Origin of the sequence: Maricaulis sp. (assembly GCF_030149235.1) — a bacterium.
GTDB lineage: Bacteria > Pseudomonadota > Alphaproteobacteria > Caulobacterales > Maricaulaceae > Maricaulis.
In genome coordinates, this window is sequence record NZ_JASBRW010000004.1 from 90374 (window position 1) to 115897 (window position 25524).

25 protein-coding genes are annotated in these 25524 nt (G+C 62.3%); 18 read left to right on the forward strand and 7 right to left on the reverse strand.

Translation table 11 applies throughout. The annotated features are described in order from the left end of the window. Positions 1-9: 9 nt before the first annotated feature. Together sdhA and Q1V51_RS00745 are read left to right on the forward strand one after the other, a co-directional pair. Positions 10-1797, forward strand: a complete 1788-nt coding sequence (gene sdhA, locus Q1V51_RS00740; protein ID WP_300551745.1) for a succinate dehydrogenase flavoprotein subunit — start codon at positions 10-12, stop codon at positions 1795-1797. An 11-nt stretch (positions 1798-1808) separates the two neighbouring features. After that, the gene (locus Q1V51_RS00745) at positions 1809-2588 is read left to right on the forward strand and encodes a succinate dehydrogenase iron-sulfur subunit (RefSeq protein WP_300527004.1); all 780 of its coding nucleotides are present in this window, start codon (positions 1809-1811) and stop codon (positions 2586-2588) included. 55 nt (positions 2589-2643) lie between these two features. On the opposite strand, the gene Q1V51_RS00750 is transcribed toward Q1V51_RS00745, so the two are convergent. Further along, the gene (locus Q1V51_RS00750; protein ID WP_300551747.1) at positions 2644-3489 is read right to left on the reverse strand and encodes a 1-acyl-sn-glycerol-3-phosphate acyltransferase; all 846 of its coding nucleotides are present in this window, start codon (positions 3487-3489) and stop codon (positions 2644-2646) included. Positions 3490-3635: 146 nt separating this feature from the next. Here Q1V51_RS00750 and Q1V51_RS00755 point away from each other — a divergent pair, with 146 nt between their 5' ends. From Q1V51_RS00755 to Q1V51_RS00770, 4 genes are all read left to right on the forward strand, one after another. After that, on the forward strand, positions 3636-4295 hold the full coding sequence (locus Q1V51_RS00755; protein WP_300551748.1) for a hypothetical protein: 660 nt from the start codon (positions 3636-3638) through the stop codon (positions 4293-4295). A gap of 82 nt (positions 4296-4377) precedes the next feature. Further along, positions 4378-4725, forward strand: coding sequence for a helix-turn-helix transcriptional regulator (locus Q1V51_RS00760; protein WP_300551750.1), 348 nt, complete (start codon positions 4378-4380; stop codon positions 4723-4725). Then, the gene (locus Q1V51_RS00765; RefSeq protein WP_300551751.1) at positions 4722-5219 is read left to right on the forward strand and encodes an arsenate reductase ArsC; all 498 of its coding nucleotides are present in this window, start codon (positions 4722-4724) and stop codon (positions 5217-5219) included. Before Q1V51_RS00760 ends, Q1V51_RS00765 begins: the two co-directional genes overlap by 4 nt. Before the next feature lie 17 nt (positions 5220-5236). After that, positions 5237-5890 carry an MIP/aquaporin family protein gene (locus Q1V51_RS00770; RefSeq protein ID WP_300551753.1) on the forward strand — a complete coding sequence of 218 codons (654 nt, stop codon included), beginning with the start codon at positions 5237-5239 and terminating at the stop codon, positions 5888-5890. Positions 5891-6106: 216 nt separating this feature from the next. Here Q1V51_RS00770 and Q1V51_RS00775 read toward each other — a convergent pair whose 3' ends face one another. Further along, positions 6107-9703, reverse strand: a complete 3597-nt coding sequence (locus Q1V51_RS00775; RefSeq protein WP_300551755.1) for an autotransporter domain-containing protein — start codon at positions 9701-9703, stop codon at positions 6107-6109. A 343-nt stretch (positions 9704-10046) separates the two neighbouring features. Here Q1V51_RS00775 and Q1V51_RS00780 point away from each other — a divergent pair, with 343 nt between their 5' ends. After that, complete coding sequence (locus Q1V51_RS00780) at positions 10047-11546, forward strand: CoA-acylating methylmalonate-semialdehyde dehydrogenase (protein ID WP_300551757.1); 1500 nt, start codon at positions 10047-10049, stop codon at positions 11544-11546. A 28-nt stretch (positions 11547-11574) separates the two neighbouring features. On the opposite strand, the gene Q1V51_RS00785 is transcribed toward Q1V51_RS00780, so the two are convergent. After that, positions 11575-11922 (reverse strand): hypothetical protein, encoded by a 348-nt coding sequence (locus Q1V51_RS00785; protein WP_300551758.1) that lies wholly within the window; start codon positions 11920-11922, stop codon positions 11575-11577. A 123-nt stretch (positions 11923-12045) separates the two neighbouring features. Further along, positions 12046-12471 (reverse strand): hypothetical protein, encoded by a 426-nt coding sequence (locus tag Q1V51_RS00790; protein WP_300551760.1) that lies wholly within the window; start codon positions 12469-12471, stop codon positions 12046-12048. Between the two features lie 290 nt (positions 12472-12761). Between Q1V51_RS00790 and Q1V51_RS00795 the strand changes: the two genes are divergently transcribed. The 5 genes from Q1V51_RS00795 to Q1V51_RS00815 all read left to right on the forward strand — a co-directional run bounded on the left by Q1V51_RS00795 (position 12762) and on the right by Q1V51_RS00815 (position 17876). After that, positions 12762-13907 carry an iron-containing alcohol dehydrogenase gene (locus Q1V51_RS00795; RefSeq protein ID WP_300551762.1) on the forward strand — a complete coding sequence of 382 codons (1146 nt, stop codon included), beginning with the start codon at positions 12762-12764 and terminating at the stop codon, positions 13905-13907. Then, positions 13904-14332, forward strand: coding sequence for a thioesterase family protein (locus Q1V51_RS00800; RefSeq protein WP_300551764.1), 429 nt, complete (start codon positions 13904-13906; stop codon positions 14330-14332). The genes Q1V51_RS00795 and Q1V51_RS00800 overlap by 4 nt, the downstream gene beginning before the upstream one ends. 140 nt (positions 14333-14472) lie before the next feature. Next, complete coding sequence (gene zapE, locus Q1V51_RS00805) at positions 14473-15618, forward strand: cell division protein ZapE (RefSeq protein ID WP_300551766.1); 1146 nt, start codon at positions 14473-14475, stop codon at positions 15616-15618. A 104-nt stretch (positions 15619-15722) separates the two neighbouring features. Further along, on the forward strand, positions 15723-17147 hold the full coding sequence (locus Q1V51_RS00810; RefSeq protein ID WP_300551768.1) for a S41 family peptidase: 1425 nt from the start codon (positions 15723-15725) through the stop codon (positions 17145-17147). Positions 17148-17198: 51 nt separating this feature from the next. Beyond that, positions 17199-17876, forward strand: coding sequence for a class I SAM-dependent methyltransferase (locus Q1V51_RS00815; protein WP_300551770.1), 678 nt, complete (start codon positions 17199-17201; stop codon positions 17874-17876). Here Q1V51_RS00815 and Q1V51_RS00820 read toward each other — a convergent pair. Further along, a complete protein-coding gene (locus Q1V51_RS00820; RefSeq protein WP_300551772.1) occupies positions 17873-18739 on the reverse strand; it encodes a LysR family transcriptional regulator in 867 nt (288 codons plus the stop codon). The genes Q1V51_RS00815 and Q1V51_RS00820 overlap by 4 nt on opposite strands. A 125-nt stretch (positions 18740-18864) precedes the next feature. Between Q1V51_RS00820 and Q1V51_RS00825 the strand changes: the two genes are divergently transcribed. The 3 genes from Q1V51_RS00825 to Q1V51_RS00835 all read left to right on the forward strand — a co-directional run bounded on the left by Q1V51_RS00825 (position 18865) and on the right by Q1V51_RS00835 (position 21076). Beyond that, positions 18865-19476 (forward strand): hypothetical protein, encoded by a 612-nt coding sequence (locus tag Q1V51_RS00825; protein ID WP_300551774.1) that lies wholly within the window; start codon positions 18865-18867, stop codon positions 19474-19476. Between the two features lie 103 nt (positions 19477-19579). Continuing rightward, entirely contained in the window at positions 19580-20542 is a 963-nt protein-coding gene (mdh, locus tag Q1V51_RS00830; protein ID WP_300551775.1) for a malate dehydrogenase, read from the forward strand. 123 nt (positions 20543-20665) lie between these two features. After that, the gene (locus Q1V51_RS00835; protein ID WP_300551777.1) at positions 20666-21076 is read left to right on the forward strand and encodes a hypothetical protein; all 411 of its coding nucleotides are present in this window, start codon (positions 20666-20668) and stop codon (positions 21074-21076) included. On the opposite strand, the gene Q1V51_RS00840 is transcribed toward Q1V51_RS00835, so the two are convergent. Beyond that, positions 21073-21585 (reverse strand): TspO/MBR family protein, encoded by a 513-nt coding sequence (locus Q1V51_RS00840; protein ID WP_300551778.1) that lies wholly within the window; start codon positions 21583-21585, stop codon positions 21073-21075. The genes Q1V51_RS00835 and Q1V51_RS00840 overlap by 4 nt on opposite strands. Positions 21586-21793: 208 nt before the next feature. On the opposite strand from Q1V51_RS00840, the gene Q1V51_RS00845 reads away from it, so the two are divergent. Then, positions 21794-22633 (forward strand): universal stress protein, encoded by an 840-nt coding sequence (locus Q1V51_RS00845; RefSeq protein WP_300551780.1) that lies wholly within the window; start codon positions 21794-21796, stop codon positions 22631-22633. Between the two features lie 3 nt (positions 22634-22636). Here the strand turns inward: Q1V51_RS00845 and Q1V51_RS00850 are convergent, their stop codons facing one another. Further along, positions 22637-23350 carry a LytTR family DNA-binding domain-containing protein gene (locus tag Q1V51_RS00850; RefSeq protein ID WP_300551782.1) on the reverse strand — a complete coding sequence of 238 codons (714 nt, stop codon included), beginning with the start codon at positions 23348-23350 and terminating at the stop codon, positions 22637-22639. A 169-nt stretch (positions 23351-23519) separates the two neighbouring features. On the opposite strand from Q1V51_RS00850, the gene Q1V51_RS00855 reads away from it, so the two are divergent. Beyond that, the gene (locus Q1V51_RS00855) at positions 23520-24059 is read left to right on the forward strand and encodes a DUF2306 domain-containing protein (RefSeq protein ID WP_300551783.1); all 540 of its coding nucleotides are present in this window, start codon (positions 23520-23522) and stop codon (positions 24057-24059) included. A gap of 124 nt (positions 24060-24183) precedes the next feature. Then, positions 24184-25374, forward strand: a complete 1191-nt coding sequence (locus Q1V51_RS00860) for an alkaline phosphatase D family protein (RefSeq protein WP_300551784.1) — start codon at positions 24184-24186, stop codon at positions 25372-25374. Positions 25375-25524 lie beyond the last annotated feature (150 nt).

Genomic DNA, 25524 nt, shown 5'->3' on the forward strand with positions numbered 1-25524 from the left:
ACGTTTCTCATGGCTGAATACAACTGGATCGATCACACCTATGACGTGGTCGTCGTCGGCGCCGGCGGCTCCGGCCTGCGCGCCGCCCTCGGGGCCTCCCAGGCCGGTCTGAAGACCGCCTGTATCTCCAAGGTTTTCCCGACCCGCTCGCACACGGTCGCAGCCCAAGGCGGTATCTCCGCTTCGCTCGGCAATATGGGCGAGGATGACTGGCGCTGGCACATGTACGACACCGTCAAGGGCTCCGACTGGCTCGGTGACCAGGATGCGATCGAATATCTCTGCCGCAACGCGCCGGCAGCGGTTTACGAGCTGGAGCACTGGGGGGTGCCCTTTTCGCGCACCGAAGACGGCAAGATCTACCAGCGTGCCTTCGGCGGCATGACCCGTAATTTCGGCGAAGGCCCGGTCCAGCGCACCTGCGCAGCCGCCGACCGTACCGGACACGCCATCCTGCACACTCTTTATGGCCAGTCGGTCCGTAATGAGACCGAGTTCTTCATCGAGTATTTCGCCCTCGACCTGATCATGGACGAGGACGGGGCCTGCCGCGGCATCACCGCCTGGAAGCTGGACGACGGTACGCTGCACCGTTTCCGGGCCCAGAAGGTGATCCTGGCGACCGGCGGTTATGGCCGGGCCTATTTCTCCGCCACCTCGGCTCACACCTGTACCGGTGACGGCAACGCCATGGTGCTGCGCGCCGGCCTGCCGCTGCAGGACATGGAGTTTGTCCAGTTCCACCCGACCGGCATTTACGGCGCCGGCGTTCTCATCACCGAGGGCGCGCGCGGTGAGGGCGGTTATCTGACCAATTCGGAGGGTGAGCGCTTCATGGAGCGCTATGCGCCATCGGCCAAGGACCTCGCCTCGCGTGATGTTGTCTCGCGCTCGATGACGATCGAGATCCGTGAAGGTCGTGGTGTCGGCGCTAATGGCGACCACATCCACCTGCATCTCGACCACCTCGACCCGGCCGTTCTGGCCGAGCGTCTGCCGGGTATTTCCGAAAGCGCCAAGGTCTTCGCCGGCGTCGATGTGACCAAGGCGCCGATCCCGGTCCTGCCGACGGTCCACTACAATATGGGCGGTATCCCGACCAATTATCACGGCGAGGTCCTGACCAAGACCGGCGATAATGAAGACACCGTCGTGCCGGGCCTGATGGCCGTCGGCGAGGCCGCTTGCGTGTCCGTACACGGGGCCAACCGCCTCGGCTCCAATTCCCTGATCGACCTCGTCGTCTTCGGCCGTGCGGCCGGTCTGCGTGTCGGCGAGACGGTGGAAGCCGGTGCGACCCAGAAAGAGCTTACCGCCAAGGACGGCCAGCTTTCGCTCGATCGCCTCGACAAGTTCCGCCACGCCAAGGGTGGCACCCCGACAGCGAAATTGCGTCTGGAAATGCAGCGGGCGATGCAGGAAAACTGTGCCGTCTTCCGCACCGGCGAAGTGCTCGACGAGGGCGTGGAGAAGATCAAGACGGTCTATTCCGGCCTTCCGGATGTCTCCGTGACCGACCGCACCATGGTCTGGAATACAGACCTCATGGAAACGCTGGAGTTTGACAACCTGATCGCCCAGGCGGCGGTGACGGTGAATTCCGCCGCCAACCGTGAGGAAAGCCGCGGCGCGCATGCCCGCGAGGACTATCCGGATCGCAATGACGAGACGTGGATGAAGCACACCCTGGCCTGGGCCAGCGAAACCGGCGAAGTCAAAATCGACTATCGCTCGGTGCACACCTACACCATGTCCAATGACATCGCTTATATCGAGCCTAAGGCCCGGGTTTACTAAGGACGAAACGCATGGTTCAGCTCACACTTCCCCGCGGTTCGCAGCCCAAGAAGGGCAAGACCTGGCCGAAGCCGGACGGCGCCAAGAATACGCGCACTTTCCGCGTCTACCGCTATGATCCGGAAGGCGAAGAGGGTCCGCGCTGGGACACTTACAAGGTCGATATGGATGATTGCGGGCCGATGGTGCTCGACGCCGTCCTGTGGATCAAAAACAATATCGACAGCTCGCTGGCCTTCCGCCGCTCCTGTCGTGAGGGCGTGTGCGGATCCTGCTCGATGAATATCGGCGGCCGCAACACCATCGCCTGCACGTCCGGTATCGAGGACTACCAGGGCACGATTACTATCGCGCCGCTGCCGCACCAGCCTGTGGTTAAGGACCTGATTCCGGACCTGACGACCTTCTACGCCCAGCACGCGGCAGTGAAGCCCTATCTCAAGACCGATACCCCGGCTCCTGAGAAGGAGTGGCGCCAGTCGCCGGAAGAGCGCGAAGAGCTTGATGGCCTCTATGAGTGCATCATGTGCGCCTCCTGTTCGACGGCCTGCCCGTCCTATTGGTGGAATGGCGACAAATACATGGGCCCGGCGGCCCTGCTGCAGGCCTATCGCTGGCTCGCGGATAGCCGCGATGAAGCCAAGGGCGAGCGCCTGGAAGAGCTCAACGACCCGTTCAAGCTCTATCGCTGCCACACCATCATGAACTGCACGCAGGTCTGCCCGAAAGGTCTCAACCCGGCCAAGGCGATCGGCGAGATCAAGAAAATGATGGTCGAGCGCGAAGGCTAGATCTTCGCTCCAGACTGTATAGGAAAAGCCCCGCCGGCTTCCGGCGGGGCTTTTTCTAATCAGCCTCCCACGGTGCAATTTCGCACAGATCGCGTAGCCTGTCGGTCAGTTCGACGTCGGTTCCCGGCTCATTGACCGCGTCCAGCGGACGGCCGAAATGCAGGCGGTAACGGGCGCCGGCCTTGCCCATCAGGCCGTGGAAGATGGTCATGTCCTTGAGCTCTTCATTGACCTGGGCCAGTGCGTAGTAGAGCAGCGGCATGCGCTGGCGCACAGCGAGCGGTATCACCGGGGCCTTGAACTTGCGGGCCAGGCTCGCCGCTGTCGGATGCCAGACCTTGTCCTTGAGGCGCCAGTCTTGCCAACTCCATTCGGCCATGCGCCCGGATGGGAAGACGACAACACATTTGCCGGCCTTGAACTCGGCGAAGGCACGCTTGAGCAATTCGCGTGACTGGCTGCGATTGCGCTCTTCCTCGCGCCATTCCACCGGGATGATCCGCTCTTCCAGGCCCGGGCAGACTTTCAGCGCATCCCGATTGGCGAAAAACACCGTGTCGGGTCGGCGCTGCTTGATCGTTTCCCACAGGGCCAGCCCGTCAGCGATGCCGCCAGGGTGATTGGCGACGATGACGCAGGGGCCGGTTTCCGGCACGCGGTCGAGCCCCAGGGTCTCGACATTGAGGTGCAGGTAGTTCGCGGTCCAGTCGAGGCATTCAGTCCCCGTCATGGTGGCGATCTGGTCTGCCATCCATACTGCCTTGCGATAGCCGAGCAGCGGATAGCCCACGAATTTGATCAGGGGCCAGAAAGGGGTGTGGATCAGCTTGGGCGCGCGGTCCTCGATCAGCTCATCGACAATGTGCTGCTCGCGGACGGCGACGGAATCAGTCTCGGTCATGCGTTGAGAAAACTCCCTACTCGGCCGTCACGCAATGTCGAAAAGCTTGCTGCAGGCGCGAAGGGTTAACGGGGCTTTACCATTTGGCCCGCTGTTTGCGACGCATCGGTTCGGTATTAACGGACTGTTCACGATCGGGACGCGCCATGACCCTGACTGACACTGCACCTGCTGGAACCCTGCGCAAGCTGCCCACCAAGCGGCGGCCTATTGTTGATGACCTGGCCGCCGACTTTCTCAGCGTGGCGGTCAAATCCGGGGATCGAAGTCTGCAGCTCGGGCAGTCGTCACTGGGTGCGGTATGCCTGCGCAGCGGTGCGTTCCATGAGTGTATTGCCGACAAGGCCGGAATGGACGCGCTTGAAGCCGATTGTCTCAAGCGCAAAATCGATACACCGCGCCTGAGCTTTCCGGAGCGGGCCGGGGAAAGCTTTGCGCAGCAGGATCTGGACCTCGCGGTTATCGGCGGTGGAACCGGTTTCGCCCTGCTGGCCGCCAACTGGCGTGACATCTCCCAGCGTCTCAAGCTGGGTGGCGTACTGTTGCTGAGCCATTGCAGTCCCGGTGCGGTCGCTCGCCTCGCCGACACGCTCTACACCGACCCGGCCTGGGCTTTCCAGGACATGATCGGTGGGGAAATCGCGGTTTATCGCAAGGTCCGTATGAGCGTCGATGACGGGCCGGCCGAGCACATCGACCCGGATGCACCCGCAGTCGCGTCGGAGCCGGGGGAAACAGCACCGGGCTTGCTGGCGGGCGTATTGCGGACGCTGTTTGGCTCAAGGCCGCTGGCTCGGCGCTCCTGAGCCTTGTCACAGCTCCGCGATGTCGCAAAATTTTCATCAATTTAGTACGTGACGGTCATGGTTAGGGCTTAACCGAGGCGCTATGACGCCGCGTATCGCCCTGTCCGGGTTCTCTGCCCTGTCTCACCCCGTCCGCCTGGCCCTGTTCCAGACGCTGTGTAGGCGTGCGCCTGAGCGCGTGGCAGCGGGCGAGCTGGCCGATGGTTTTGACGTGCCACCCTCGACAATGACCGGGCATTTGCAGGCACTGGAACGCGCCGGACTGATCCGTTCGGAACGTCGTTCGCGCTTCATGCTCTATTCGCTTGATGAAGCTGGTGCTCAGCGTTTTATTCGTTACCTCATCGAAGACTGCTGCGCCAACCGCACCGATATCTGCGGCGGCGCGCCGTCTGAGCCCAAGACCAACGACTTGCAGCACGCCTCATGAGAGACACGCCCTATACGGTGCTCTTTCTTTGCACCGGTAATTCAGCCCGTTCGATTCTCGGTGAAGCCATTCTTGCCCGTCAGGCCGGAACACGTTTTGTCTCGCTCTCGGCAGGATCACAGCCGAAAGGCGAGGTTCATCCGCTCGCGCTCGATCTCTTACGTCAGAAGGAATATGACGTTTCCGGTTTGCGCTCGAAGAGCTGGGACGAGTTTGACGAGAGCCAGATGGGTGACGGGATCGACTTCGTTTTCACCGTCTGCGACAGCGCCGCCGCTGAGGTCTGCCCGGCCTGGCCGGGCCAGCCTCTGAGTGCGCATTGGGGCATCCCCGATCCGGCTGCAGCGACGGGCACGGAAGCAGAGCGAAGGCTGGCCTTCGTGACCGCCTATAATCAGATGAAGGCGCGCATCGACGCCTTCATCGCCCTGCCGGATTTGAGCATCGACCGGTTGACGCTGAAGTCGAAGCTGCGGGATATCGGTCGTCTTTAGGCCTCGCGGGGGATGTCATGATCAAGCGATTGGCCGGTGAGGCCATCGGTACCGCTTTTCTGCTCATCGCTGTCGTCGGTAGTGGCATAATGGCAGAGCGGCTGACGGGTGATGTCGCTCTGGCTCTGCTCGCCAATGCGATCGCGACCGGCGCGGCTCTCTATGTGCTGATCACCACTCTGGGCCCGGTTTCCGGTGCCCATTTCAATCCGGCCGTCACATTGGCGATGGCGGTGCGTGGGCGGATCGGTTTCAGCGAAGGGCTTGTTTACGCGCTTGTGCAGGTCGTGGCCGCCATCATTGGTGTCTGGATCGCCCACTTCATGTTCGAGACGGACATCATCCAGACCTCGATGAAGGTGCGCGAGGGCTGGCCCCAGCTAGGCTCGGAGGCGCTGGCCACCTTCGGTCTGGTCTTTTTCATTTTCCTGGCCGTGCGTTATCGCGGCGAGGCCGTCGCCACCACCGTGGCGCTCTATATCACCGGGGCTTACTGGTTCACTGCATCGACCAGTTTCGCCAACCCGGCGGTGACGATCGCGCGCTCGCTGACGGACACGTTTTCCGGTATCGCACCGGGTAATGCGCCGGGTTTTATCCTGGCCCAGCTGGCAGGCGCCCTGTGCGCGGCCGGCGTGGCGGCGTGGCTCTCACCGGATGAGCAAGACTAGATCAGGCCGAGTGCTGCCGGCACAGGGCTTGGCGGCGTGCGGGAGAGCGAGGACGTAAGTCCCGCCGGGGGCTTTGCGATGTGCCAGCAGTACCCCAGCAACGCACGGCCCGGCCGGCATCCGTCGCGTTCCTGCATGAAAACTTGGTAGGGCTCAGCGCAAAAGAAAACGCCCGGCCAATCGGCCGGGCGTTTCCCTTGATGCGTTTGCCGTTGATTAGAACGGCAGGGCGAAGGAGACGGAGACCGTCTCGCCGTCCGCATAGTCACGGTCGAACGTGCTCTCATAGTTGAGGGCCAGAACACCACCGCCGACTTCGGCAGACAGGGAGCTCGCGAACTCGAACCAGATCGTATCGCGACCATCTTCCTCGACGGCGAAGGCGCCGACATTCGGAGCGTCGGAGAAGACGGCGCTGAACAGTTCAGCATCGTCGTTAAACTCCTTGGCCGCACCGGTGTAGAAGCCGAGCTCGGTCGAACCGCCCAGGTTCAAGGCGAAGGCCGCACCGAAGCGCGCTGCCAGGCTCTCGTAATCGCGTGCTGCGATATCGAGACCGGCCACGGCACCGGTCGTGCTCGTCGCATCGAAGTCGACCTGGTTATAACTCAGGCCGGCCACGGTTGCGGCGCGATAGCGACGGTCTTCCGGGCTCAGATCGTAACGCCAGGAGGCGTCGATGCCGAAGCCGTCAGCTTCGTAGCGCGCAGCGCTCGGAGCGGTGGAGCCGACATTGACGATCCGCGTGCTGTCGCTGGAGTGCTCGCTGTAGTGCAGGGCGACGGATGCGTGCGTACGGTTTTCCTCGTAGGACACGAAGGCGCTGTACTGGTCGGTTTCCACGCTGGCCATGGTGGAACCGTACATGGCGCCAAGGGTGTTGTCGGTGTCAGCGAAACCGATTGCAGCACCGGCCCGCATGTTGTGACCGAGCGGCATGTCGAAACCGACGAGACCGTAATCACCCTCAAGATCGCTCTGCTCGGCACCGACAATGGTTTCCGCATCGCCGGAAATCAGACCGAAGGAGCCGAAGACGCGGCTTGCGCCATCATGATCGCCGTGACCTTCCTTGGCGGAAGCCGCCATGGCCAGGTGGGACAGATCCTGATCCAGCGTCGAGCCCGTCGCCTGCTTGGCAGCTGCCATGGTCGTGTCACCGGCACCGGAGTAACCCCAGTATTCACCGATCTGGTTACGCAGGGCGCGGTTGAGGACCTGGTCATGCATGCGGGTGGAGCGGTCGAAGAGGACCGATTCCCACGGGGCCAAGCTGTTCAGGCTGGACAGCAGCTGATTGCCTTGCATCAGGTCGAGGCCACCGAAGACGTCAGCCAGGGCCGCATAGTCGGTGTCGCGTGCTGCATCGAGCTCGGAACCGATATTGGTCTGGAACGCATTGGTGAAGTCCGCCTGCGTCGAGAAAGCGTCAGCTTCCAGGGTCAGGCCGACGGTGGAGGCACCGTAGCTGACGACAGGGCGCAGAACACCCGGCAGGTCGGAGACAGCGGCAAAGCTGCCGATGCCGACACCTGTCGAGGTGATGATCTCGAAGCTGTCGCCATAGCGCGGCAGATAGCCCGCCACCGGGTTCACGACCAGTGCGCCGTTGAGCGAGTAGTCGCCATCGATGAGCAGGTTGTCGGACGCACCGCCTGCATCAATGTCGGCCATGAACACGCCGCCAGAGGCCTGCACGTAATTGCCGGACATTTCCAGCGTGCCGGTCGCACCCATGGCACCCGGATTGACCACACCATTCAGGTTGAAGAGCGTGCCGGCCTGGGAGACGCCATTGCCGAACAGCAGGTTGGTTTCGAACAGGTCAAGCTCACCGGAACCGGTCAGCAGGCCGCCCCAGAGCACGACTTCGCGCGTGCCGAGCAGGCCGTCGACATTCAGCGTGCCGCCGAAGACTTCGACATTGATCATCGACAGGATGGTCGAGGTGTCGAGGATGTCGAGGGTCGCGCCGGTGCCGCGGATGTTCAGCTTGTCGATCTCGACAAACGGAAGGTCCGCGGTCGTGGTGCCATTGGCATCCAGGGTGACCTCGAAGAACTGCGCTACAGCCGCGCCGAAGCCATAGTTGTTGTCCGGAACGAAATCGGTCGAGCCCGGGCCGGTCGCTGCGCCGCGGGTGCCGGTGCTGCCGGACTGGCCAGCCCAGCCGCCAGCCGGAGCCTCGGCCACGCCGGCATCGGCGACAAAGCCGGTGGCGACGAAGTCGGTGAAGACGCCGGCGACATCATCCTGGACCGGGGCTTTGCCGGTGATGGACGCAGCCGTGTTGGACGCGGTCGCGCCGGTGCCGATCACCAGGCCGTTGGCCGAGTCGTCAGCCGCCAGATCACCGGAGAGGGTCTGGAAACCGCCGGCTGCTTCAGTGGCATCGGCCACTGCAAAGCCATTGGCCTTCTGGCTGTCGAGCGGCTCTTGCACAGACGGAGCGCCGCCGGAAGTCGTGAAGGTTTCGGCCGGGGTGTCGAAGACAATGCCTTCCTGCGGGCCGGTGCCGCCAAGACCCGGTTCCGGGCCGGTCGGCAGGCCGTTCACGAGATTGCCGGAGCCGTCATAGATGAAATAGTTCGGGTCCATGGTCTGGACCCAGTGCGTGGCGTCTGACCAATTGCCGTCACCGGCGACAGCCGAGACGTACTTGTACGGGTTATTTTCGGCAATGAACTGGTGGAAGTTGAACAGCGGGTTGTAATAGCTCACTTCGCCATAGGTCTGGCCAGCCGAGTGGAAGAAACCGCCGACGAAGCCACCGGACAGAACGCCGAGAATGAGCGGATTGTCATGGAGGTTCATCGCCATCAGCGGACCACCGGAGTCACCGCCGCCGGTGGCAACTTCATTCGGCAGGGCGTCGCCCGGGAAGTAGTCAATGCTCGGGCTCGGCAGGATCAGCGTATCGCCGTCGATAAAGCCGCCATCGAAACCGTTATTATCGTCACAGACGATGGAATTGGTGGCGCCGAGCAGGAACGGGTCGGGGCCGCGCACACAGGTGCCGGTGCGGCCCGGCAGGTCGAAATCGGTCCAGTAGAGCGATTGATTGCTGCTGGTCGGCCCGGTGTAGAGTGCGTTCTGGGCGAGCGCGTTGAAGAAATCGTTCTGTGAGCCCATCAGGCCGAGCATGTTCTCGCCGGCACGGCGCAGGCCATTGATGCCGCCGACATCGGTCGAGCCCGGGTGGAAGGTGCCGTAACCGATCTGGTTTACCAGAACGCCGGCATCGAAGATGTCGGTCGGGATCGGGCTGAACAGCATGCCATAGGTCGGCAGGGTGTAGAGCGGGTCCTGCAGCGCCAGCAGGGTGACGTCGGCGCCCGGGAAGTCCTCAACGCCGAATTGGCCGTCCGGATGGTTGATGGTGTCGACAGCAAAGCTGAGGCCCTGAGTGTCGGACAGGAATTGCTGACCGGTGCCGATCCAGTTGAACAGGGCGTCGAACGTATCCGTGCCATAGGCGACGATCGGAACCGCCGACTGGCCGAAACCGTAGGTGCTGTCCGGCTGGCTGTTGAAGCAGTGTGCCGCAGTGACCACCGTACGGGCATTGATCATGGAGCCGGTGCAGTTGAAGAAGATCGAACCGGTGCCCTGGTCCCAGTAGAAGATCTGGACAACGCCGTCCCAGCCGGCCGCGAAGGCCTGGGCGCCGGCATCGCCAACATCGTCACGGAACGGAATAGCTTCTGCCGGAGCCGCCGTCATGGCGGTCACACCGGCCAGTGCCAGCACCATGGCCGACGTGGTCGAGGTCAGCGTTTTCTTGAACGCGGATTTTGCGGTTTCGAGTTTCATCAGAGGTCCCCTCCTTGAGCAAACACGGAGCGAGCGCAAGGAGAGACTGAAATTCACCCCCCGCACCCTGTTTTATAATTCTAGTAACCGTAGATACACATTAAGCGGGGCTTGGCCGCAAGCACTCCACTCCCGGTTTAGACAGAAAACCCTGTTACGCGACCGAACTGTTGCGCAAAGTCCACATGTATAGACTATTACCTGTGACGACGGTCACGGCGGCGGGATGCGCCCAATCCGCGCAGCGGCTCGACAGGCGCGCGCCGCCATACTAATTGAGCCCCAATTCCTTCCGCGGGAGCGTATCGAAATCCCGCCCAGCCATAACCGGGGAGACCGCGCCATGAGCCGCGACATTCATCACTTTCTGAACGGCAAGAGCTTTGAGGGCCAATCGGGCCAGTATGGCGATGTCTACAATCCGAGCACGGGCGAGGTTCAGACCCGCGTCCAGTTCGCCACGGTCGACGAGGTCAATGCCGCCGTTGCCGGTGCCAAGGCTGGGCAGCAGGCCTGGGCCGCGATGAACCCGCAGCGCCGCGCCCGCATTCTGATGAAGTATAAAATGCTGGTCGAGGCGGAGATGGACAGCCTGGCCGAAATGCTCTCTTCCGAGCACGGCAAGGTTATTGCCGACGCCAAGGGTGATATCATCCGCGGTCTTGAAGTGGTCGAGTTCGCCATGGGCGTGCCGCACCTGATGAAGGGTGAGTACACGGAAAGCGCCGGCCCGGGCATCGACGTTTTCTCCATGCGCCAGCCGCTCGGCGTGGTCGCGGGCATTTCCCCGTTCAACTTCCCGGCCATGATTCCGATGTGGTTCATGGGCATGGCGCTGTCGACCGGCAATGCCCTGGTGCTCAAGCCGTCGGAGAAGGGCCCGTCGGTTCCGGTCCGTCTCGCTGAGCTATGGATGGAAGCGGGCCTGCCGGAAGGCGTGCTGCAGGTGGTGCACGGTGACAAGACGGCCGTCGACGCGCTCCTGCACCATGACGACATCAAGGCCGTATCCTTCGTCGGCTCCTCCAATATTGCCCAGTATATCGCGGCGACCTGCGCCAATAACGGCAAGCGTTTCCAGGCCATGGGCGGTGCCAAGAACCACGGTATCATCATGCCGGACGCGGACATGGACCAGGTGGTCAAGGACTTCCTCGGTGCCGCCTACGGCTCCGCCGGCGAGCGCTGTATGGCCCTGCCGGTCGCGGTTCCGGTCGGCCAGGACACGGCTGACGAATTCGTCGCGCGCATGAAGGAAGAGGCCCAAAAGCTCCAGGTTGGCGTCTCCACCGATCCGGATGCGCATTACGGCCCGGTTGTCTCCTCGGCGCACCGCGCGAGCATTGAGAAATGGATCCAGACCGGTGTTGATGAGGGCGCTGACTTGCTGCTCGACGGTCGCGGCTTCGCGTTACAGGGACACGAGAAGGGCTTCTTCATCGGTCCGTCACTGTTCGACAAGGTGACGCCGGAGATGACCTCCTACCAGGAAGAGATTTTCGGCCCGGTTCTTCAGGTGGTGCGTGCCAATGACCTGGAAGAGGCGGCCAGCCTGCCGAGCCAGCACAAATACGGTAATGGCGTCGCGATTTTTACCCGCAATGGTCTCGCGGCACGCGAGTTCGCGGCCAAGGTGAATGTCGGTATGGTCGGCATTAATGTGCCGATCCCGGTACCGGTTGCGTACCACTCCTTCGGCGGCTGGAAACGTTCGGCCTTCACCGATACCAACCAGTACGGGACTGACGGCATCCGTTTCTTCACCAAGGTCAAGACCGTGACCCAGCGCTGGCCGTCGGGTGAAATCGGTGATCAGGCCTTCGTTATTCCGACAATGCGGTAAGTTCCAGACCGGCGCAGACCGGGGGCGATCAGCTGTCGTCTTCGGTCACGCCGGCGTGCTCGCGGAGCCAGTCGAGGGCCGCGGCGCGGTCCTTGAGCACCTTGATGCGCAGATTGCCAGCCTCGAAAACCGGCCAGGTCGTCGACAGATCCCATGTCCGCGAGATTTGCGAGGGCACATAGGCCAGGGTGATGGGCTGGTCCATCGCCAGCATGAAGTCCTCGGCGATATTCTCGACCTTGTTGCGCGACAGCGAGTTATCCAGACGTGAGCTGTCGACAGGGATATGCGTTGCCTCGGTTTCGGCCACCAGCTCACGCACCCGTTCGATCGCCCAACCCGTTTCCTGGTTGGTGATGTCACCGACACTCGTCACTTCTAGGGTTCTGGAATATCCAGTGGCCCAACCCGAATTGGCATAACGCACCCACACATATTTTGAATAGTATTCTAATTATATTTGCATTCACGACCCAGATTCAAGTCATGCGAAATGATCTTAAGTTATTGTTCTAGTAAAGTTAATCTGTGATAACCTTGATCTGTTTGGGGTTGATTTAGGTGGGCTGGATTGAGCCCGTAAGCCTTGTGCGGGTGAACGTGTCTCCGAGCGCAGCCATTCCAATGCCAGTTCGGAGGTCTTGAACACACCGCAACGATTTTCGATCTGGCGCGACAGGGCCCAGGCGGCTTCGTGGTGCTCCTGGCTCCATTGCCGGGGCGGCAGGAAGCCGATGGGAAGCGGTCGCTCGAGCGTGTAGATGAAGTCCTCGAGTACTTCGACACAATGCCGGGCCGAGGTGATCACCTCGATCTCCCGCATGTCGACCAGCACGCCGCGCGCACCGGACGAGATGACAAGCTCGCGGACCGTCTCATTGGCCGCACTGGTCTGGACGCGGGTCGCCAGACCGGAACGCGTCATGGATACAATTCTATCCCGCTCGAGAAGGCTGACCCTTACCGACATACTCACCACACACACTCGTCTTGTTGTTCATCGCTCTTCTGGCGACGGGGCTGACATATAAGTGTCACACGGTCTCGGCCAGTATTTGAAAATGAGAATCACCAACCCTTCCGCGACCTGATTGCGGCATGCACGGTATGAGTTTGCTTAATACCGGATTTAGCCTGGAGCGCGCGCCAGCGTCTCCTATTGCCTGATCCGGTAGGCGCGGGCATGGTCCGGTCGCGATTGAAAGGACCTGCCGCATGACCGCCTCCGCCTTCTCCTTCCGCACCGTGCCGCACATTCATGCCGGCGCCGGGGTCACACGCCAGCTGGCCCGTCTGGCTGCACCGCTGATCGGTGCCCGCAAACGGGTCTTCCTCATAACCGACCCCGGCGTTCGCAAGGCCGGGCTGATCGATTCGGCCGTGACCTCGCTGCAGTCAGCCGGGCTGCAGGTGCAGGTCTTCGACCGTGTGTTCGCCGATCCGCCGAAAACGATTGTCCTGGAGGCGGAGGATCAAGCGCGCGGCTTTGGGGCCGAGGTCGTGCTTGGCCTGGGTGGAGGGTCGTCGATGGACACGGCCAAGGTGGTAGCGCTCCTGCTCGGCTCCTCGCAGCGCCTTGAGGACATGTATGGAGTCAATAATGCCACCGGCCCACGCCTTCCACTGGTCCTCATCCCCACGACCGCAGGGACCGGGTCCGAAGTGACACCGATCTCAGTCCTGACGATCGGCGAAAGCACCAAGATGGGGATCAATGCGCCAGCGCTCTATCCTGATATCGCCGTGCTCGATGCCGAGCTGACCTATGGTCTGCCTCGCGCAATCACGGCCGCGACAGGCATTGATGCAATGGTACATGCAATCGAGGCCTATACCTCCAAAATCGAGAAGAATCCGGTATCCGACGCGCTCGCTCTGGCGGGGTTGAAGAAGCTGCATGGCGCGATTGAAACCGCCTGCCGCGATGGCGCTGATCGCCAGGCGCGCGAAGACATGTTGCTGGGCGCCCTCCTGGCCGGTCAGGCATTCGCCAACGCGCCGGTCGGGGCCGTGCATGCCCTCGCCTACCCGCTTGGTGGCGTATTCCACGTACCGCACGGGCTCTCCAATTCGCTGATGTTGCCGCCAGTGCTGCGTTACAACGCTCCTGAAGCCGAGCCGCTCTATGCCGAGCTGGCGATCCATCTCGGCCTGCATGCCTCCACCGATGGACTGGTCACGGAAATGGAGCGCATCGCTGACAGTGTCGGCATCGAGACCCGGTTGAGCCAGGTCGGCGTCAGCCATAATGATCTGCCGCGCCTGGCTGAAGAGGCGATGGAGGTCAAACGCCTCCTGGTCAACAACCCGCGCGAAATGACACTGGAGGCCGCCCAGGCCTGTTATGAGGCTGTATTGTGAGCGAGAAACGAATCCGTTCTGATTATGCACGCTGGCGCGACCTGCCGACCCGTTGGGCCGATAATGATATCTATGGTCACATAAATAACGCCGCCTATTACGGCTTCTTCGATACCGCGGTGAATTGCTTCCTGATCGAGGAAGCGGGGCTGGATATCCATGCCGGTGACGTGATTGGCCTCGTCGTGGAGACCGGCTGTGCCTATTATGCGCCACTGGCCTATCCCGAAACCGTCCAGGCCGGCATCCGCGTGGCGCGTCTGGGCAATTCCTCTGTGAGATACGAGATCGGTCTGTTCAAACCCGGTGAAGACGAGCCGGCGGCCCAGGGTCATTTCATTCATGTCTATGTTGATCGTGAAACCCGACGTCCCGTTACCCTGCCAGCCTCGATGCGATCGGTCCTGGAGACGCTTCATGCGTGAGATCCGACGTCCCGGTCTGTTGCTTGCCGCCGGTCTTGCAACCTCGCTCCTGCTGGCCGCCGCGATCTGGCGGCTTTGGCCGGCGGGATGAGTTGTTCGGCATTGACCTGACAGCAAGGCTTCTGGTTTAGGCTGATCCCATGGCCACCCCGATTGACCGTCTCAAAGCGCGTATTGCCTCCGGCGAATTATCGCCCGATGCCGACCAGGAACGGGCGGCACAGGCGCTTGGTGCGCTACAGCAGCGGCTGGCGAATTGGAAGCCGGGCAAGCGTGGCCTGTTCTCGAAACCGAAACCGGCACCGAAAGGCTTGTATCTCTGGGGCGGGGTCGGACGCGGCAAGTCCATGCTTATGGACCTGTTCTATGACGATGCCCCGACTCAGCCGAAGCGCCGGGTCCACTTCCATGAATTCATGCAGGACGTGCATGCCCGCATCGCCGAATGGCGGGGTCTGAGCGAGCGCGAGCGCCGCCGCCGGTCCGAATACGTCAAGGGCGCCGGTGATGACCCGATCCCGCCGGTGGCGCGCGCTTTGATTGCCGGATCGCGCCTGCTATGTTTCGACGAATTCCAGGTTACCGACATCGCCGACGCCATGATTCTCGGCCGCCTGTTCGAGGCGCTCTATGCTGAGGGTATCGTCGTTGTCGCCACGTCCAACCGCTTCCCGGACGACCTCTACAAGGATGGCATCAACCGCCAGCTCTTTGTGCCTTTTATCGAGGAGCTGAAGTCCCGCATGGATCTGTTCGAGCTCAATGGCGGCGTGGATCACCGCCTGCGCCAGCTTGAGGCTGCGCCGGTCTATTATTGTCCGCTCGATACCGATGCCGAGCTGGCCATGGAGGATGCCTGGGACCGTCTGACCCATTGCGCGGCGCCGCAGCAGTGCACGCTGATCGTCAATGGTCGTGAGCTGATTGTGGAGCGTGAGGCGGCCGGTGTCGCTCGCTTTGGATTTGAGGAATTGTGCGCCAGACCGCTGGGGGCAGCGGACTATCTCGCCATCTCCCGGCGTTTCCACACGGTCCTGTTGGAGCGCACCCCCAGGCTCTCGCCCGACAAGCGCAATGAAGCCAAGCGCTTCGTCACCCTGATCGATACGCTTTACGAAGCGCGCACCAAGCTGGTGATGAGCGCCGACGCCGAGCCCCAGGACCTCTATCCGGCCGGTGATGGTGCCTTCGAGTTCGAACGTACCGTGTCGCGGCTGATCGAAATGCGCTCGCACGACTATCTCGCCGCTGAGCGGCGCGAGGTCGATGACGCCGCCGAGGCGTGATCTCCATTTCCTGAGCTATCCGTAAGCTTCCCGCAATAGACCGGTTTGCCGGTCTGGGTATTTTGCCGCCTGCAAGCACAACGGAACTGAAATCAGGGGGATCCATGCTGACGGTTATGACGGCGATGGCCGCGGCGACGCTGGCACAGGCAGATATGCCGGACTGGGGCGCACTGGCGCGCAGCGATATCGAATTCATGCACGCGCAGACCCAGGCGCATCACCCCGGTCCCGTCGATGACGAGAACCCGGGTTTCGGCACGCAGATGGAGATCGCGCTGGAGCGCGGGCTCGATCTGGCGGCGCGGGTTGATAGCCAGGCCGGCTATGCCATGGCGCTTCGAGCCTATGCCGCACACTATCGCGACGGTCATTACGGTGTCGGGGCCCGGTCCGGTGTCGAGACCTATCAGTGGCCGGGCTTCGTCACCATCCGGACTGGCGGGCGCTGGTTCGTCCGCTCTGGTGACGCGACTGCGGCCGCTTTGGATGGCTATGAACTGCTCGATTGCGATGGCCGCACTCTGGACGACTGGATGCGCGAGCGGATCTTCGATTTCGCCGGCAACCCCAACCTGGTCGCTGACTGGGCCCAGCGGGCGCCGCGCCTGATGGTCGAGCGTGGCAATCCCTTCATCGAGCGGCCCGGCAGCTGCCGCCTTTCTGACGGCGAGAGCACTGAGACGGTGGCTCTGGAATGGCGGGACATTGATGCGGACACCTGGTGGGAGGTCTCCGATGCGCTGTCCCAGCCGGCGCCGGCGCCCTGGGGGCTGCACGAGTTTGCCCCGAACGCCTTCTGGATCGGCACGCCGACTTTTGCGCCGCAAGGTGAAGACCTGGCAACCATGCACGCCCTGATCGACGAGCTGAAAGAGCGTGCCGATGATTTGCGGGTCGCCGATATGCTGGTCTTCGATGTGCGCAGCAATAATGGCGGTGCCAGCTCCTGGGGTGATGCCATCGTCAACGCGGTGTGGGGCGAGGATTACGCCGCCTATCGCGCGCCGGCCCGGTCCGATGGGGTGGACTACCGCATCTCCGAGGAGAATATTGACCACGCCCGGTTCATCATCGATTTCACGGTCGAGCAGAATATGAGCGATGCCGAGGCCTATTTCCGTGAGGTTCTTGCCGGCATGCTCGCGGCCAGCGAGGCCGACGAGGATCTCTACCGTGAACGCCGCGAGGCCCAGGAGGTGGCCCCGGCGGCGGAAAACCCCGTCGCGGCCCGCGTCTATTTCCTCACCGATTCAGCCTGTGGCAGCGCGTGTCTCGACTTCGCCGACCGCATGTACGCGCTTGGGGGCGTTACCCATGTTGGCGGCGAAACCTACGCCGACAGTGCCTATATGGAATTGCGCACGCTCGACCTGCCATCGGGCTATGGCAGCTTGGGGCTTCCGATCAAAGTTTATCGTGGCCGCCCGCGCGCCTCGGGTGAGACCTATGTGCCTGAGCGTGCCTATCCCGGAACCGACTGGAGTACGCCGGCGCTCCAGACCTGGGTGGCTGGTCTCGGGGACTAGCGAAACCCGCAAGCCACACGGTATCCTCGGCGTGCTAGCCGGGGATACCGCATGTCCAGATCGATCGGTCTCGATGAGACCCTTACCGCCTATGTCCGCAACGCTAACCGGGCCGAGCATCCCGCTCTCGAGGCCTGCCGGACCTTCACAGACAATATGGGCCAGATCTCGCGCATGCAGATCTCGCCGGAGCAGGGCGCCTTTCTGCAAATGTGCGCCCGGCTGGTCCAGGCCCGGACCGTGGTCGAGATCGGGGTCTTCACCGGCTATTCCTCGACCGCAATGCTCCTGACCATGAAGGAGCTGCATGGTGAGGCGGCCAAGCTGTATGCCTGCGATATCAACGCCGACTATTTCCGACAGGCCACGCGCTTCTGGGACCAGGCTGGTGTGACCGGGCAGGTCGATATGCGTCAGGGCGACGCCACGGAGACGGCCAAGCAATTGGCCACCGAGATTCCCGGGCAGGCGGATTTGATTTTTGTCGATGCCGACAAGGCGAATTACGACACCTATTACGAGGCCGGGCTGGCGATTCTGCGACCGGGCGGGTTGTTCCTGTTCGACAATGTGCTCTGGTCCGGCGATGTCGCCGATCCGCGCAAGCGGGAGGGAGATCGCGATACGGCGGCGCTGTATCAGCTGGCCGAGAAAATCCGCGAAGATGAACGGGTTGATATGGCTTTCACGGCAATTGGTGACGGCATCCTGATGGCGACCAAGCGCTAGCCGGGCTGACGGCCCTCGATCAGGTCGGCGCGCTCACGCAGCCCGTCCGCGAGGAAGTTGAAAAGGGTGCGGATGCGCGGAGCCGCGATCAGGTCGCGATGCGTCAGCACCCAGATTTCCCGGCTGGGCCAGCTTCTATCGCCGCAGATGCGCTTGAGCCCGGGGTCAGGGTCGCCGATCGAGCAGGGCAGGATTGCGATGCCCATACCGCGCTGTGCCAGGTTGAGCTGGGCATCTGGCGTGTCGGCGCGCCAGAGGCGGCGGGAAATCCGCAGATCACGGTGCGTGGCCCAGTCCTCTAGCTCTCCCGGCTCACCCCATCCAATCCAGGGCAGATCAAGGCCCTGATCGGCGATCTCGGCTGCGGCGTAGAGGGTGACATGCAGGGTCGCAACCTGACGGCCGACAAGATGTTCGGGCGGCGTATTGGAGCCGCGTACGGCAATGTCCGCCTCGCGCTTGGTCAGATTGGCCTCGCCCATTGTTACATCAAGGTCGATATGGACATCCGGATAGCGCTGATGGAATTGCTGCAGCACGGTTCCGAGATATTCCGCCAGATAGAGCGGTGGCGCGGACAGTCTGACCTCGCCCTCCAGGTCCGGGCTGTCGCCGATGACCCGGCGTTCCAGAGCGTGGATCTCGCATTCCACACGGCGCGCCGTTTCGAGCATGACCGATCCGGCCGAGGTCAGTTCCAGCCCACTGGGGAGGCGGTCGAAAAAGCGCTGTCCCATGCGCTTTTCAAAGGCTGCGATCCGGCGTGAAACAGTACTCTGGTCAAGGCCCAGTTCACCGGCCGCGGCTTGCGTCGAGCCCGCTTCAGCCGTCGCCAGAAAGGTCTGCAGATCGCGCCAGTCCATGTCTTGCTCCTATGCGCTGGTGCATGTCCCTTACGCAGGTTCGCCCCAATCGCCTAGCGACAGTGCATAGTGTAAGCGCTGCGGCCCCACTTGCCGCAATGGCAGGCCTGGTTCAAAAGGCGGGCATGAAAGCGCGTCTCCTCATTAGCGGCCATCCGGACTTTCCCGGCCCGAATGCGCTGGAGGCCTTTGTCCGGGCTCATGCGCGGGGCGGCCTGACTATTCGTGATGCGGATATGTTCGCCCGCACCATGAAGGAGGGGGTTATTGTCGCCATTATCGATGACGATAATGCGCTCATCGCCATGTCCGCCATTTTGCCGCTCGAACATGGCGAGTTTGAAATGGGCGCTGCGCTGGTGCGCGGTGACATGACCGGATTTTCCCTGCAACGCTACATGATCGCGGCGCGCCTCGCCGCGGCGGCGGAGCGGTCTCTGGTGGCACCGGAGAAACTCTATGCTGGTGCGCTGCAAAGTGATGCCGGAGCCGGATCCCGCGCGATGATCGAAATCAACGGGTTCAGCCCCATAGATTTCGATGAGGTTCCGAAAATCCTGCAGGATGAATGCCTCACCTGCACCAAGACAGCGCACCGGCCCGACGGCGAACGTTGCTGCTACAAATACTACCGGGCCTGCGGGCGGCGACCGGAGTCGGCGGCACTGCCGGCCCGGGTCGAGCTGACAAACCGCCGCGATGGACGCGTGCTGACCCTGGTTTTATCTCATCCATAAGTCGGGTGCGGCGCACTGCGCGCTTGCCCCGTGGCGGCCGCAGCGCTAGACCGCCCGCAACTGCTTTTTCGACCACAGCCATTCCTGATCAAGGAGTCCTCCCATGGCCCGTAACAAGATTGCTCTCATCGGTTCCGGCATGATCGGCGGTACCCTCGCCCATGTCGCCGCCCGCGAAGAACTCGGCGATGTCGTCCTTTTCGATATTGCAGAAGGCGTTGCCAAGGGTAAGGCCCTCGATATCGCTGAAGCCTCGCCGGTCTTCGGCAAGGACAGCCAGCTGGCCGGCGCCGACGACTATGCCGCCATTGCAGGCGCGGACGTCTGCATCGTCACGGCCGGTGTGCCGCGCAAGCCGGGCATGAGCCGTGACGACCTGCTCGGTATCAATCTGAAAGTCATGAAGGCTGTCGGTGAAGGTATCGCCAAGCATGCCCCAAACGCTTTCGTGATCTGTATCACCAACCCGCTCGACGCCATGGTCTGGGCGCTGCGTGAATTCTCCGGCCTGCCGCACAATAAGGTCGTCGGCATGGCGGGTGTGCTCGACAGCGCGCGCTTCCGTCACTTCTTGGCTGACGAGTTCAAGGTCTCCGTCGAAGACGTCACCGCTTTCGTCATGGGTGGCCATGGCGACACGATGGTGCCGCTGCTGCGCTATTCCACCATCGCTGGCATCCCGGTTCCGGACATGGTTGCCATGGGCTGGTCAACGCAGGAGAAGATGGACGCGATCGTTGAGCGTACCCGCAAGGGCGGTGGCGAGATCGTGGCCCTGCTCGGCACGGGCTCGGCTTTCTACGCCCCGGCGGAAAGCGCCATTGAAATGGCAGTTTCCTACCTGCGCGACAAGAAGCGCATCTTGCCGTGTGCCGCGCACCTGACCGGCGAATTCGGTCAGAATGATCTCTATGTCGGTGTGCCGATCGTGATCGGTGCCAATGGCGTCGAGAAGGTTGTAGAGATCGAGCTGAATGCCGATGAGCAGGCCATGTTCGACAATTCCGTCGACGCTGTGAAAGGCCTCGTTGAAGCGTGTAAGGGGCTCGAGCCGAGCCTCGCGTAACACCTGGTTTTGTTATAGATATTATCGAAAAGGGCGGGCCGTCATGGTCCGCCCTTTTTGCATTCAGCCCCTGTTAGGCATGCGCATATTCGATGAATCGACGGTTTAGGTTGCGTGTTTTAGATGCATGCCATGGCCTTCGAGATCGAGCTCCATACCGTCACGCCTCGCGTCGACATTATCCTGTCCGGCCGGGTGACGGCGGTCGATCTCATGACGCTGGCTCGCCAGACGGTGGCAGAGCCGGGCTGGGGTCCGGACCGGCATCATTGCATTACCGTGAGGCCCGATACCGAGCTACCGCAAATGCGTGACCTGGTCTGGCGTCCGGTCGAAATCCCGGTGCCGCAGCAGTCCATTTTCGCCAAGCCGAGAAGTGCCTGGGTCACCCCGGACGGCCGCCCGCGAGCTGTACTGGCCGTGATTGAACGCCTGCTGAGCCGGTCCGGCCTGGCGGAGGTCCGGTGTTTCAATCTTTATGATGAGGCTGTCAGCTGGCTTGATGAGGGCGTGCTGGTGGTCGAGCGGGACTAGAGCCCGCCGGCGAACCCGCCGCCGGAATTCAAGCGCATGATCTCAAAGCTCAGGGCCAGGTTCAGCGTCTGCCAGACAAAGACCGGCCAGAGCAGATAGCCCGCCGCACTCGAGCAGCGCCCCACCAGCCCGGTCACGAACAGGGCGTAGGTCCACCCGGCCAGATTGGCCAGGAAGGTCGAGGTGACGTCGCGGGCGCCAAAAAACACGATAAGCCAGGCGATGAAGCCGCCTATCAGACCCAGAATGAGAAGACTGCACAGTGCGCGCATACCGTCGCGGCCGCCGCGCTGGGTGATCCACAGGCTGATGGCCAGCGGATGTAACATCACAATGCCTGAAAGTACGAGCGTCCGCGCCGAGGGTGTCCAGTTCGGCATGGACAGGTTTTCGGCCCAATTCATGCCACCGCTGGACAATACCCATCCGGCCAGGCCGCCAGCAAGGCTCGCCGCGCCGATCAGATAGACCAGAAATCGTACCACACCGGGACGCTTAGCTTCGTCCATTAGGTACACCCCACACCCAACTCATTACACTATTGTCACTCAAAGCAAGCTTCGCGCCAAGCTCGGGCAGAATTATGGCCGCGTCCTGCAACCAGACTCCATCCATCAAGCCTGCGCCGATTCGCCACTTGACGAGGGCGCCTGACACATGTGCCCTTGAGGTAGAAGCGCTCCGCTTTACCCGGAGTGAGACCAGAGGAGGCTCACCATGAAGCCACGCAGAATTCTCGTCGTCCTCAACGGCACCGAGAGCGACCCGTCACTCCTCAGTCAGACCGTCGCCTTTTGTGCGGCGCACGAGGCCAGTCTCGACGGGCTGTTCGTTCGCCGCAATGCCGCGAGCGGTGGTGATTTTCTCGGTGACGCCTTTTCCACCTACGGCATGGAAGCCGTTCTCGAGGCGCTGGACGATGCCGCTGCCAAGGCCAGTGAAGAGGCTCACGCCGCGTTCAATGCCGCCGCGGATGACGCGCCGGACAATGCCATCGGGCGCTTCATCGAATATGTCGGCCTGCCCCTTACCGCGATGGAACAGGAAGGCCGGCTCAGCGATCTCATCGTGATGCAGAAGCCGGAGGGTTCTTCCCTGTCCAACCAGCTCAACGCGATCGAGACGGCCGCGTTCGAGAGCGGACGCCCGGTTCTGGTTCTGCCAGTCGACCGTGAGCCTGCAGATGACTTCGACAATGTCGTGGTCGCTTGGGACGGGTCGCTCGAGGCGACGCGGGCTGTGGTGGGGGCGATGCCCTTCCTCCAATCGGCGCAGAGCGTCAAAATCCTGCATGCCGGTGCTGATGCAGAGGCGTCGGAACAGCTGGCCGACCTGGCCGCCTATCTGGCCTTGCACGACGTCAAGGCCGCGACCCGGACGGTGCCGCTTGAAGGCCGCAGTGCAGCGCGGGCTCTGATCGAGACCTCGAAGGAGAACGGGGCCGAACTCGTCGTGATGGGCGGGTTTGGTGCGCCGGGCTGGCAGCGTTCGCTGGGGCGGGATGAAACGACGAGCCTGCTGAAGGGCCTGCCCTTCGCTATCCTGCTGGCTCACTAAGCCTCAGATCCAGCCCTTGTCGCGCAGGACCGGAACGTAGGTGCGGCTGACCGGCGCGATAGCGCCCGAGGTCAGTGTCAGCTTGGCGCGACCGTTTTCCCGTTCGACGTCGGTGATAGCGGCGCGGGCCACCCACCAGGACCGGTGGGTCTGGCTGCCTTCCAGTGTTTCCACCGCCGCCATGGCATCGCTCAGCCGCATCAGGATCAGCTCGTCCCCCAGGCTGGTATGGACGCGCAAATAGTGATCCTCGGATTCCAGCGCCAGGATGTCCGCATTGCGCAGACGGGGCGGGAGCTTGTCGGTCAGGGCCCGTCCGGTCTGTTGCGCCGGGTCGCCCGCAGCGCGGCTCTCAAACAGGAATGTCATCAGCGACACACCGCTCGAGACCACCAGGACCGACATGTAGATGAAGGGCCAGTACTGCACCGGGGGCAGGGAGCCGGCGGCGGCCTGGATCGCGATCACAGCAGCACAAACCGGAACCGAGACCATGGCGGCGATCAGGGCATAGCGCGGGAAAGCCGGCAGGTTGGGCGCGAGGCGCTCGAGCAGGACGGCACTGTAGTGACCGGAACTGCCCCCGAGATACATCAGGCCGACCCAATAAGTTAGGCGCCAGGGAAAGGGCAGTGTGCCCGATCCCAGCGGGCTGATCAGCGTCAGGAACACCCCGATCCCTGTTAGCATCAGGAAGCCGGTGCGGTGCTCACGCACGAATGACCTCAGCCAGTCAGGCAATTTCTCGCACTCCGTTCACGTATCGCGAATGGAAACCTAACCCCATTCGCGGCGGGAAACAGCCCGCTCGCGAAATGCCGCTACCGCATGGCAAGAGCCTCTGCCAAGTCAATTCCAACAGGAAGTCGCAGGAAGGAATTGCGCCATGAATGCAGTACGTCATTTCGCCGTTGGTTTTGGTCTGGTGGCCGTCGTCGTTGGCTTTGCCCTGGTTCAGGGCGGGATCCTGGAAGCCGGTGTGCTGGATGCCTATGCCGGCCAGCTCGGATCGATGACAGGCGGTATCAGTACTGATTTTGGCGCCTTCGCCAGAGCGCCGCTGATCATCCAGCTGCATGCCGGCACGGCGATCGCGGCGCTGGTACTTGGACTGGTGCAATTGTTCGCGCCCAAGGGCACGATCCCGCACCGCACGCTGGGCTATGTCTGGGCTGTGCTCATGCTGGTGACCGCCACGACCGCGATCTTCATCCGCCAGATCAATGATGGCAGTTTCAGCTTCATCCATATCTTCGTCCCGCTGACCTTCTTCGGTCTGTTCGGCGTCATCACCCACGCCCGGGCCATGCGCACTGACAAGCATCGCAATGCCGTGCTCGGTCTTTTTCTCGGCGCGCTGGTTGTGCCTGGTCTGTTCGCCTTCATGCCGGGCCGGCTGATGTGGCAGATGTTTTTTGGCGGCTAGAGCCCTGCCTTCCCCCCTGCGGCTGGCCCGAATTGGGCTGGCCGTGAGGGGCTGGGCGTTGTAATTCCCCCGTCACACACTTGGCCTAAAGCGGGCTGATTTGAGCTTTCTGGGGAGAGACATCATGCGCCATCTACTTGCTGCTGCGAGCGTGCTCGCGCTTTCCGCCTGCCAGGGCGAAGCCACACAGTCCGCACCTTCTGCGCAAACCGCTCAGCCCGCGCCGGCCGTGGCCGCGGCGCCTGACAATGTCGTTGATGCGCTCGCACCCTTCTACGCCCAGCTTGACGTCGCTCGCCCGCAGGCTCCGGCAGGTGCGGGTGAACCGGCCGCCGATGCTGTGCTTTCGACCATCCTGTTCGGCTCCTGTCACAGCACGGAACGGGACCTGTCGATCCTCGACACGGTCAGTGCCGCCAATGGTGATCTGTTCATCTACACGGGCGATAATGTTTACGGCGACGCCTATTCCTGGGATGCGACCCTGCCGGAACTGCGCCAGGCCTATCAGGAGCTGGCTGATGCCGAGCCGTTCGGGCGCCTGCGCCAGTCGACGCCGATGCTCGCGACCTGGGATGATCACGACTATGGCATGAATGATCTGGGCAAGGAGTTCCCCTATAAGGGCTTTGCCGAGGAGCTGTTCCTGGAATTCTGGGGTGTGCCGGCTGAGGACGAGCGTCGCGACCGTCCGGGCATCTATACCAGCCGCACCTACGGGCCGGACGGACAGCGGGTGCAGGTCATCCTGCTCGATACACGCTATTTCCGCGGCGCCCTGCGTCCAACGGATGATCGTGGCGCGCAGGGCCGCGAACGTTATCTTCCGACCGAGGACACCAGTGTCTCCATGCTCGGTGAAGAACAATGGGCCTGGTTTGAAGACGTGTTGCAGGAGCCGGCTGATCTTCGTCTCGTCGTGACCTCCATCCAGGTTCATGCCGATGGCCATGGCTGGGAAGCCTGGCGCACCATGCCGCACGAGCGGGACCGGTTTTACGCCACGATCGAGGAAAGCGGCGCTGAAGGCGTGGTCCTGATCTCCGGTGACCGGCATTCTTCCGGGCTCTATGTTCGCGATGATGTGATTGGCTATCCGCTCTACGAGATCACCTCGTCCTCGCTGAACATGTCCTTCCGGGATGAAAACAACGAGCCGGGCCCGAACCGGATCGGCGACATGTATGCACCGGTCAATTTCGGGGCCGTGGCGATCGATTGGGACAATGGCGATATCCGCCTGGAAATCCGCGATGAAGCCGGCGAAGTTGTGCGCGAAACCGGTTTCAATCTGGCGGAACTCCAGCGCGGATAACGCGCTTCTAACGCGGACCTGACGCGCAATAACGGGAAGGTTATTGCGCTTAAGCGGGTCGTTACTGGCTAATTCTGACGGCGGGGGGCTAGGTTCCGGGCATCGGGTCCGGGCCCTTCCCCCTTTGTCTCTCCGGACCCCTTTATCAAG

What these genes read in the sequence shown, in the direction of transcription:
- sdhA (WP_300551745.1), top strand. Translation starts at nt 10, where the DNA reads ATGGCTGAATACAACTGGATCGATCACACCTATGACGTGGTCGTCGTC.
- Q1V51_RS00745 (WP_300527004.1), top strand. Translation starts at nt 1,809, where the DNA reads ATGGTTCAGCTCACACTTCCCCGCGGTTCGCAGCCCAAGAAGGGCAAG.
- Q1V51_RS00750 (WP_300551747.1), bottom strand. Translation starts at nt 3,489, where the DNA reads ATGACCGAGACTGATTCCGTCGCCGTCCGCGAGCAGCACATTGTCGAT.
- Q1V51_RS00755 (WP_300551748.1), top strand. Translation starts at nt 3,636, where the DNA reads ATGACCCTGACTGACACTGCACCTGCTGGAACCCTGCGCAAGCTGCCC.
- Q1V51_RS00760 (WP_300551750.1), top strand. Translation starts at nt 4,378, where the DNA reads ATGACGCCGCGTATCGCCCTGTCCGGGTTCTCTGCCCTGTCTCACCCC.
- Q1V51_RS00765 (WP_300551751.1), top strand. Translation starts at nt 4,722, where the DNA reads ATGAGAGACACGCCCTATACGGTGCTCTTTCTTTGCACCGGTAATTCA.
- Q1V51_RS00770 (WP_300551753.1), top strand. Translation starts at nt 5,237, where the DNA reads ATGATCAAGCGATTGGCCGGTGAGGCCATCGGTACCGCTTTTCTGCTC.
- Q1V51_RS00775 (WP_300551755.1), bottom strand. Translation starts at nt 9,703, where the DNA reads ATGAAACTCGAAACCGCAAAATCCGCGTTCAAGAAAACGCTGACCTCG.
- Q1V51_RS00780 (WP_300551757.1), top strand. Translation starts at nt 10,047, where the DNA reads ATGAGCCGCGACATTCATCACTTTCTGAACGGCAAGAGCTTTGAGGGC.
- Q1V51_RS00790 (WP_300551760.1), bottom strand. Translation starts at nt 12,471, where the DNA reads ATGACGCGTTCCGGTCTGGCGACCCGCGTCCAGACCAGTGCGGCCAAT.
- Q1V51_RS00795 (WP_300551762.1), top strand. Translation starts at nt 12,762, where the DNA reads ATGACCGCCTCCGCCTTCTCCTTCCGCACCGTGCCGCACATTCATGCC.
- zapE (WP_300551766.1), top strand. Translation starts at nt 14,473, where the DNA reads ATGGCCACCCCGATTGACCGTCTCAAAGCGCGTATTGCCTCCGGCGAA.
- Q1V51_RS00810 (WP_300551768.1), top strand. Translation starts at nt 15,723, where the DNA reads ATGCTGACGGTTATGACGGCGATGGCCGCGGCGACGCTGGCACAGGCA.
- Q1V51_RS00815 (WP_300551770.1), top strand. Translation starts at nt 17,199, where the DNA reads ATGTCCAGATCGATCGGTCTCGATGAGACCCTTACCGCCTATGTCCGC.
- Q1V51_RS00820 (WP_300551772.1), bottom strand. Translation starts at nt 18,739, where the DNA reads ATGGACTGGCGCGATCTGCAGACCTTTCTGGCGACGGCTGAAGCGGGC.
- Q1V51_RS00825 (WP_300551774.1), top strand. Translation starts at nt 18,865, where the DNA reads ATGAAAGCGCGTCTCCTCATTAGCGGCCATCCGGACTTTCCCGGCCCG.
- mdh (WP_300551775.1), top strand. Translation starts at nt 19,580, where the DNA reads ATGGCCCGTAACAAGATTGCTCTCATCGGTTCCGGCATGATCGGCGGT.
- Q1V51_RS00835 (WP_300551777.1), top strand. Translation starts at nt 20,666, where the DNA reads ATGCATGCCATGGCCTTCGAGATCGAGCTCCATACCGTCACGCCTCGC.
- Q1V51_RS00840 (WP_300551778.1), bottom strand. Translation starts at nt 21,585, where the DNA reads ATGGACGAAGCTAAGCGTCCCGGTGTGGTACGATTTCTGGTCTATCTG.
- Q1V51_RS00845 (WP_300551780.1), top strand. Translation starts at nt 21,794, where the DNA reads ATGAAGCCACGCAGAATTCTCGTCGTCCTCAACGGCACCGAGAGCGAC.
- Q1V51_RS00855 (WP_300551783.1), top strand. Translation starts at nt 23,520, where the DNA reads ATGAATGCAGTACGTCATTTCGCCGTTGGTTTTGGTCTGGTGGCCGTC.
- Q1V51_RS00860 (WP_300551784.1), top strand. Translation starts at nt 24,184, where the DNA reads ATGCGCCATCTACTTGCTGCTGCGAGCGTGCTCGCGCTTTCCGCCTGC.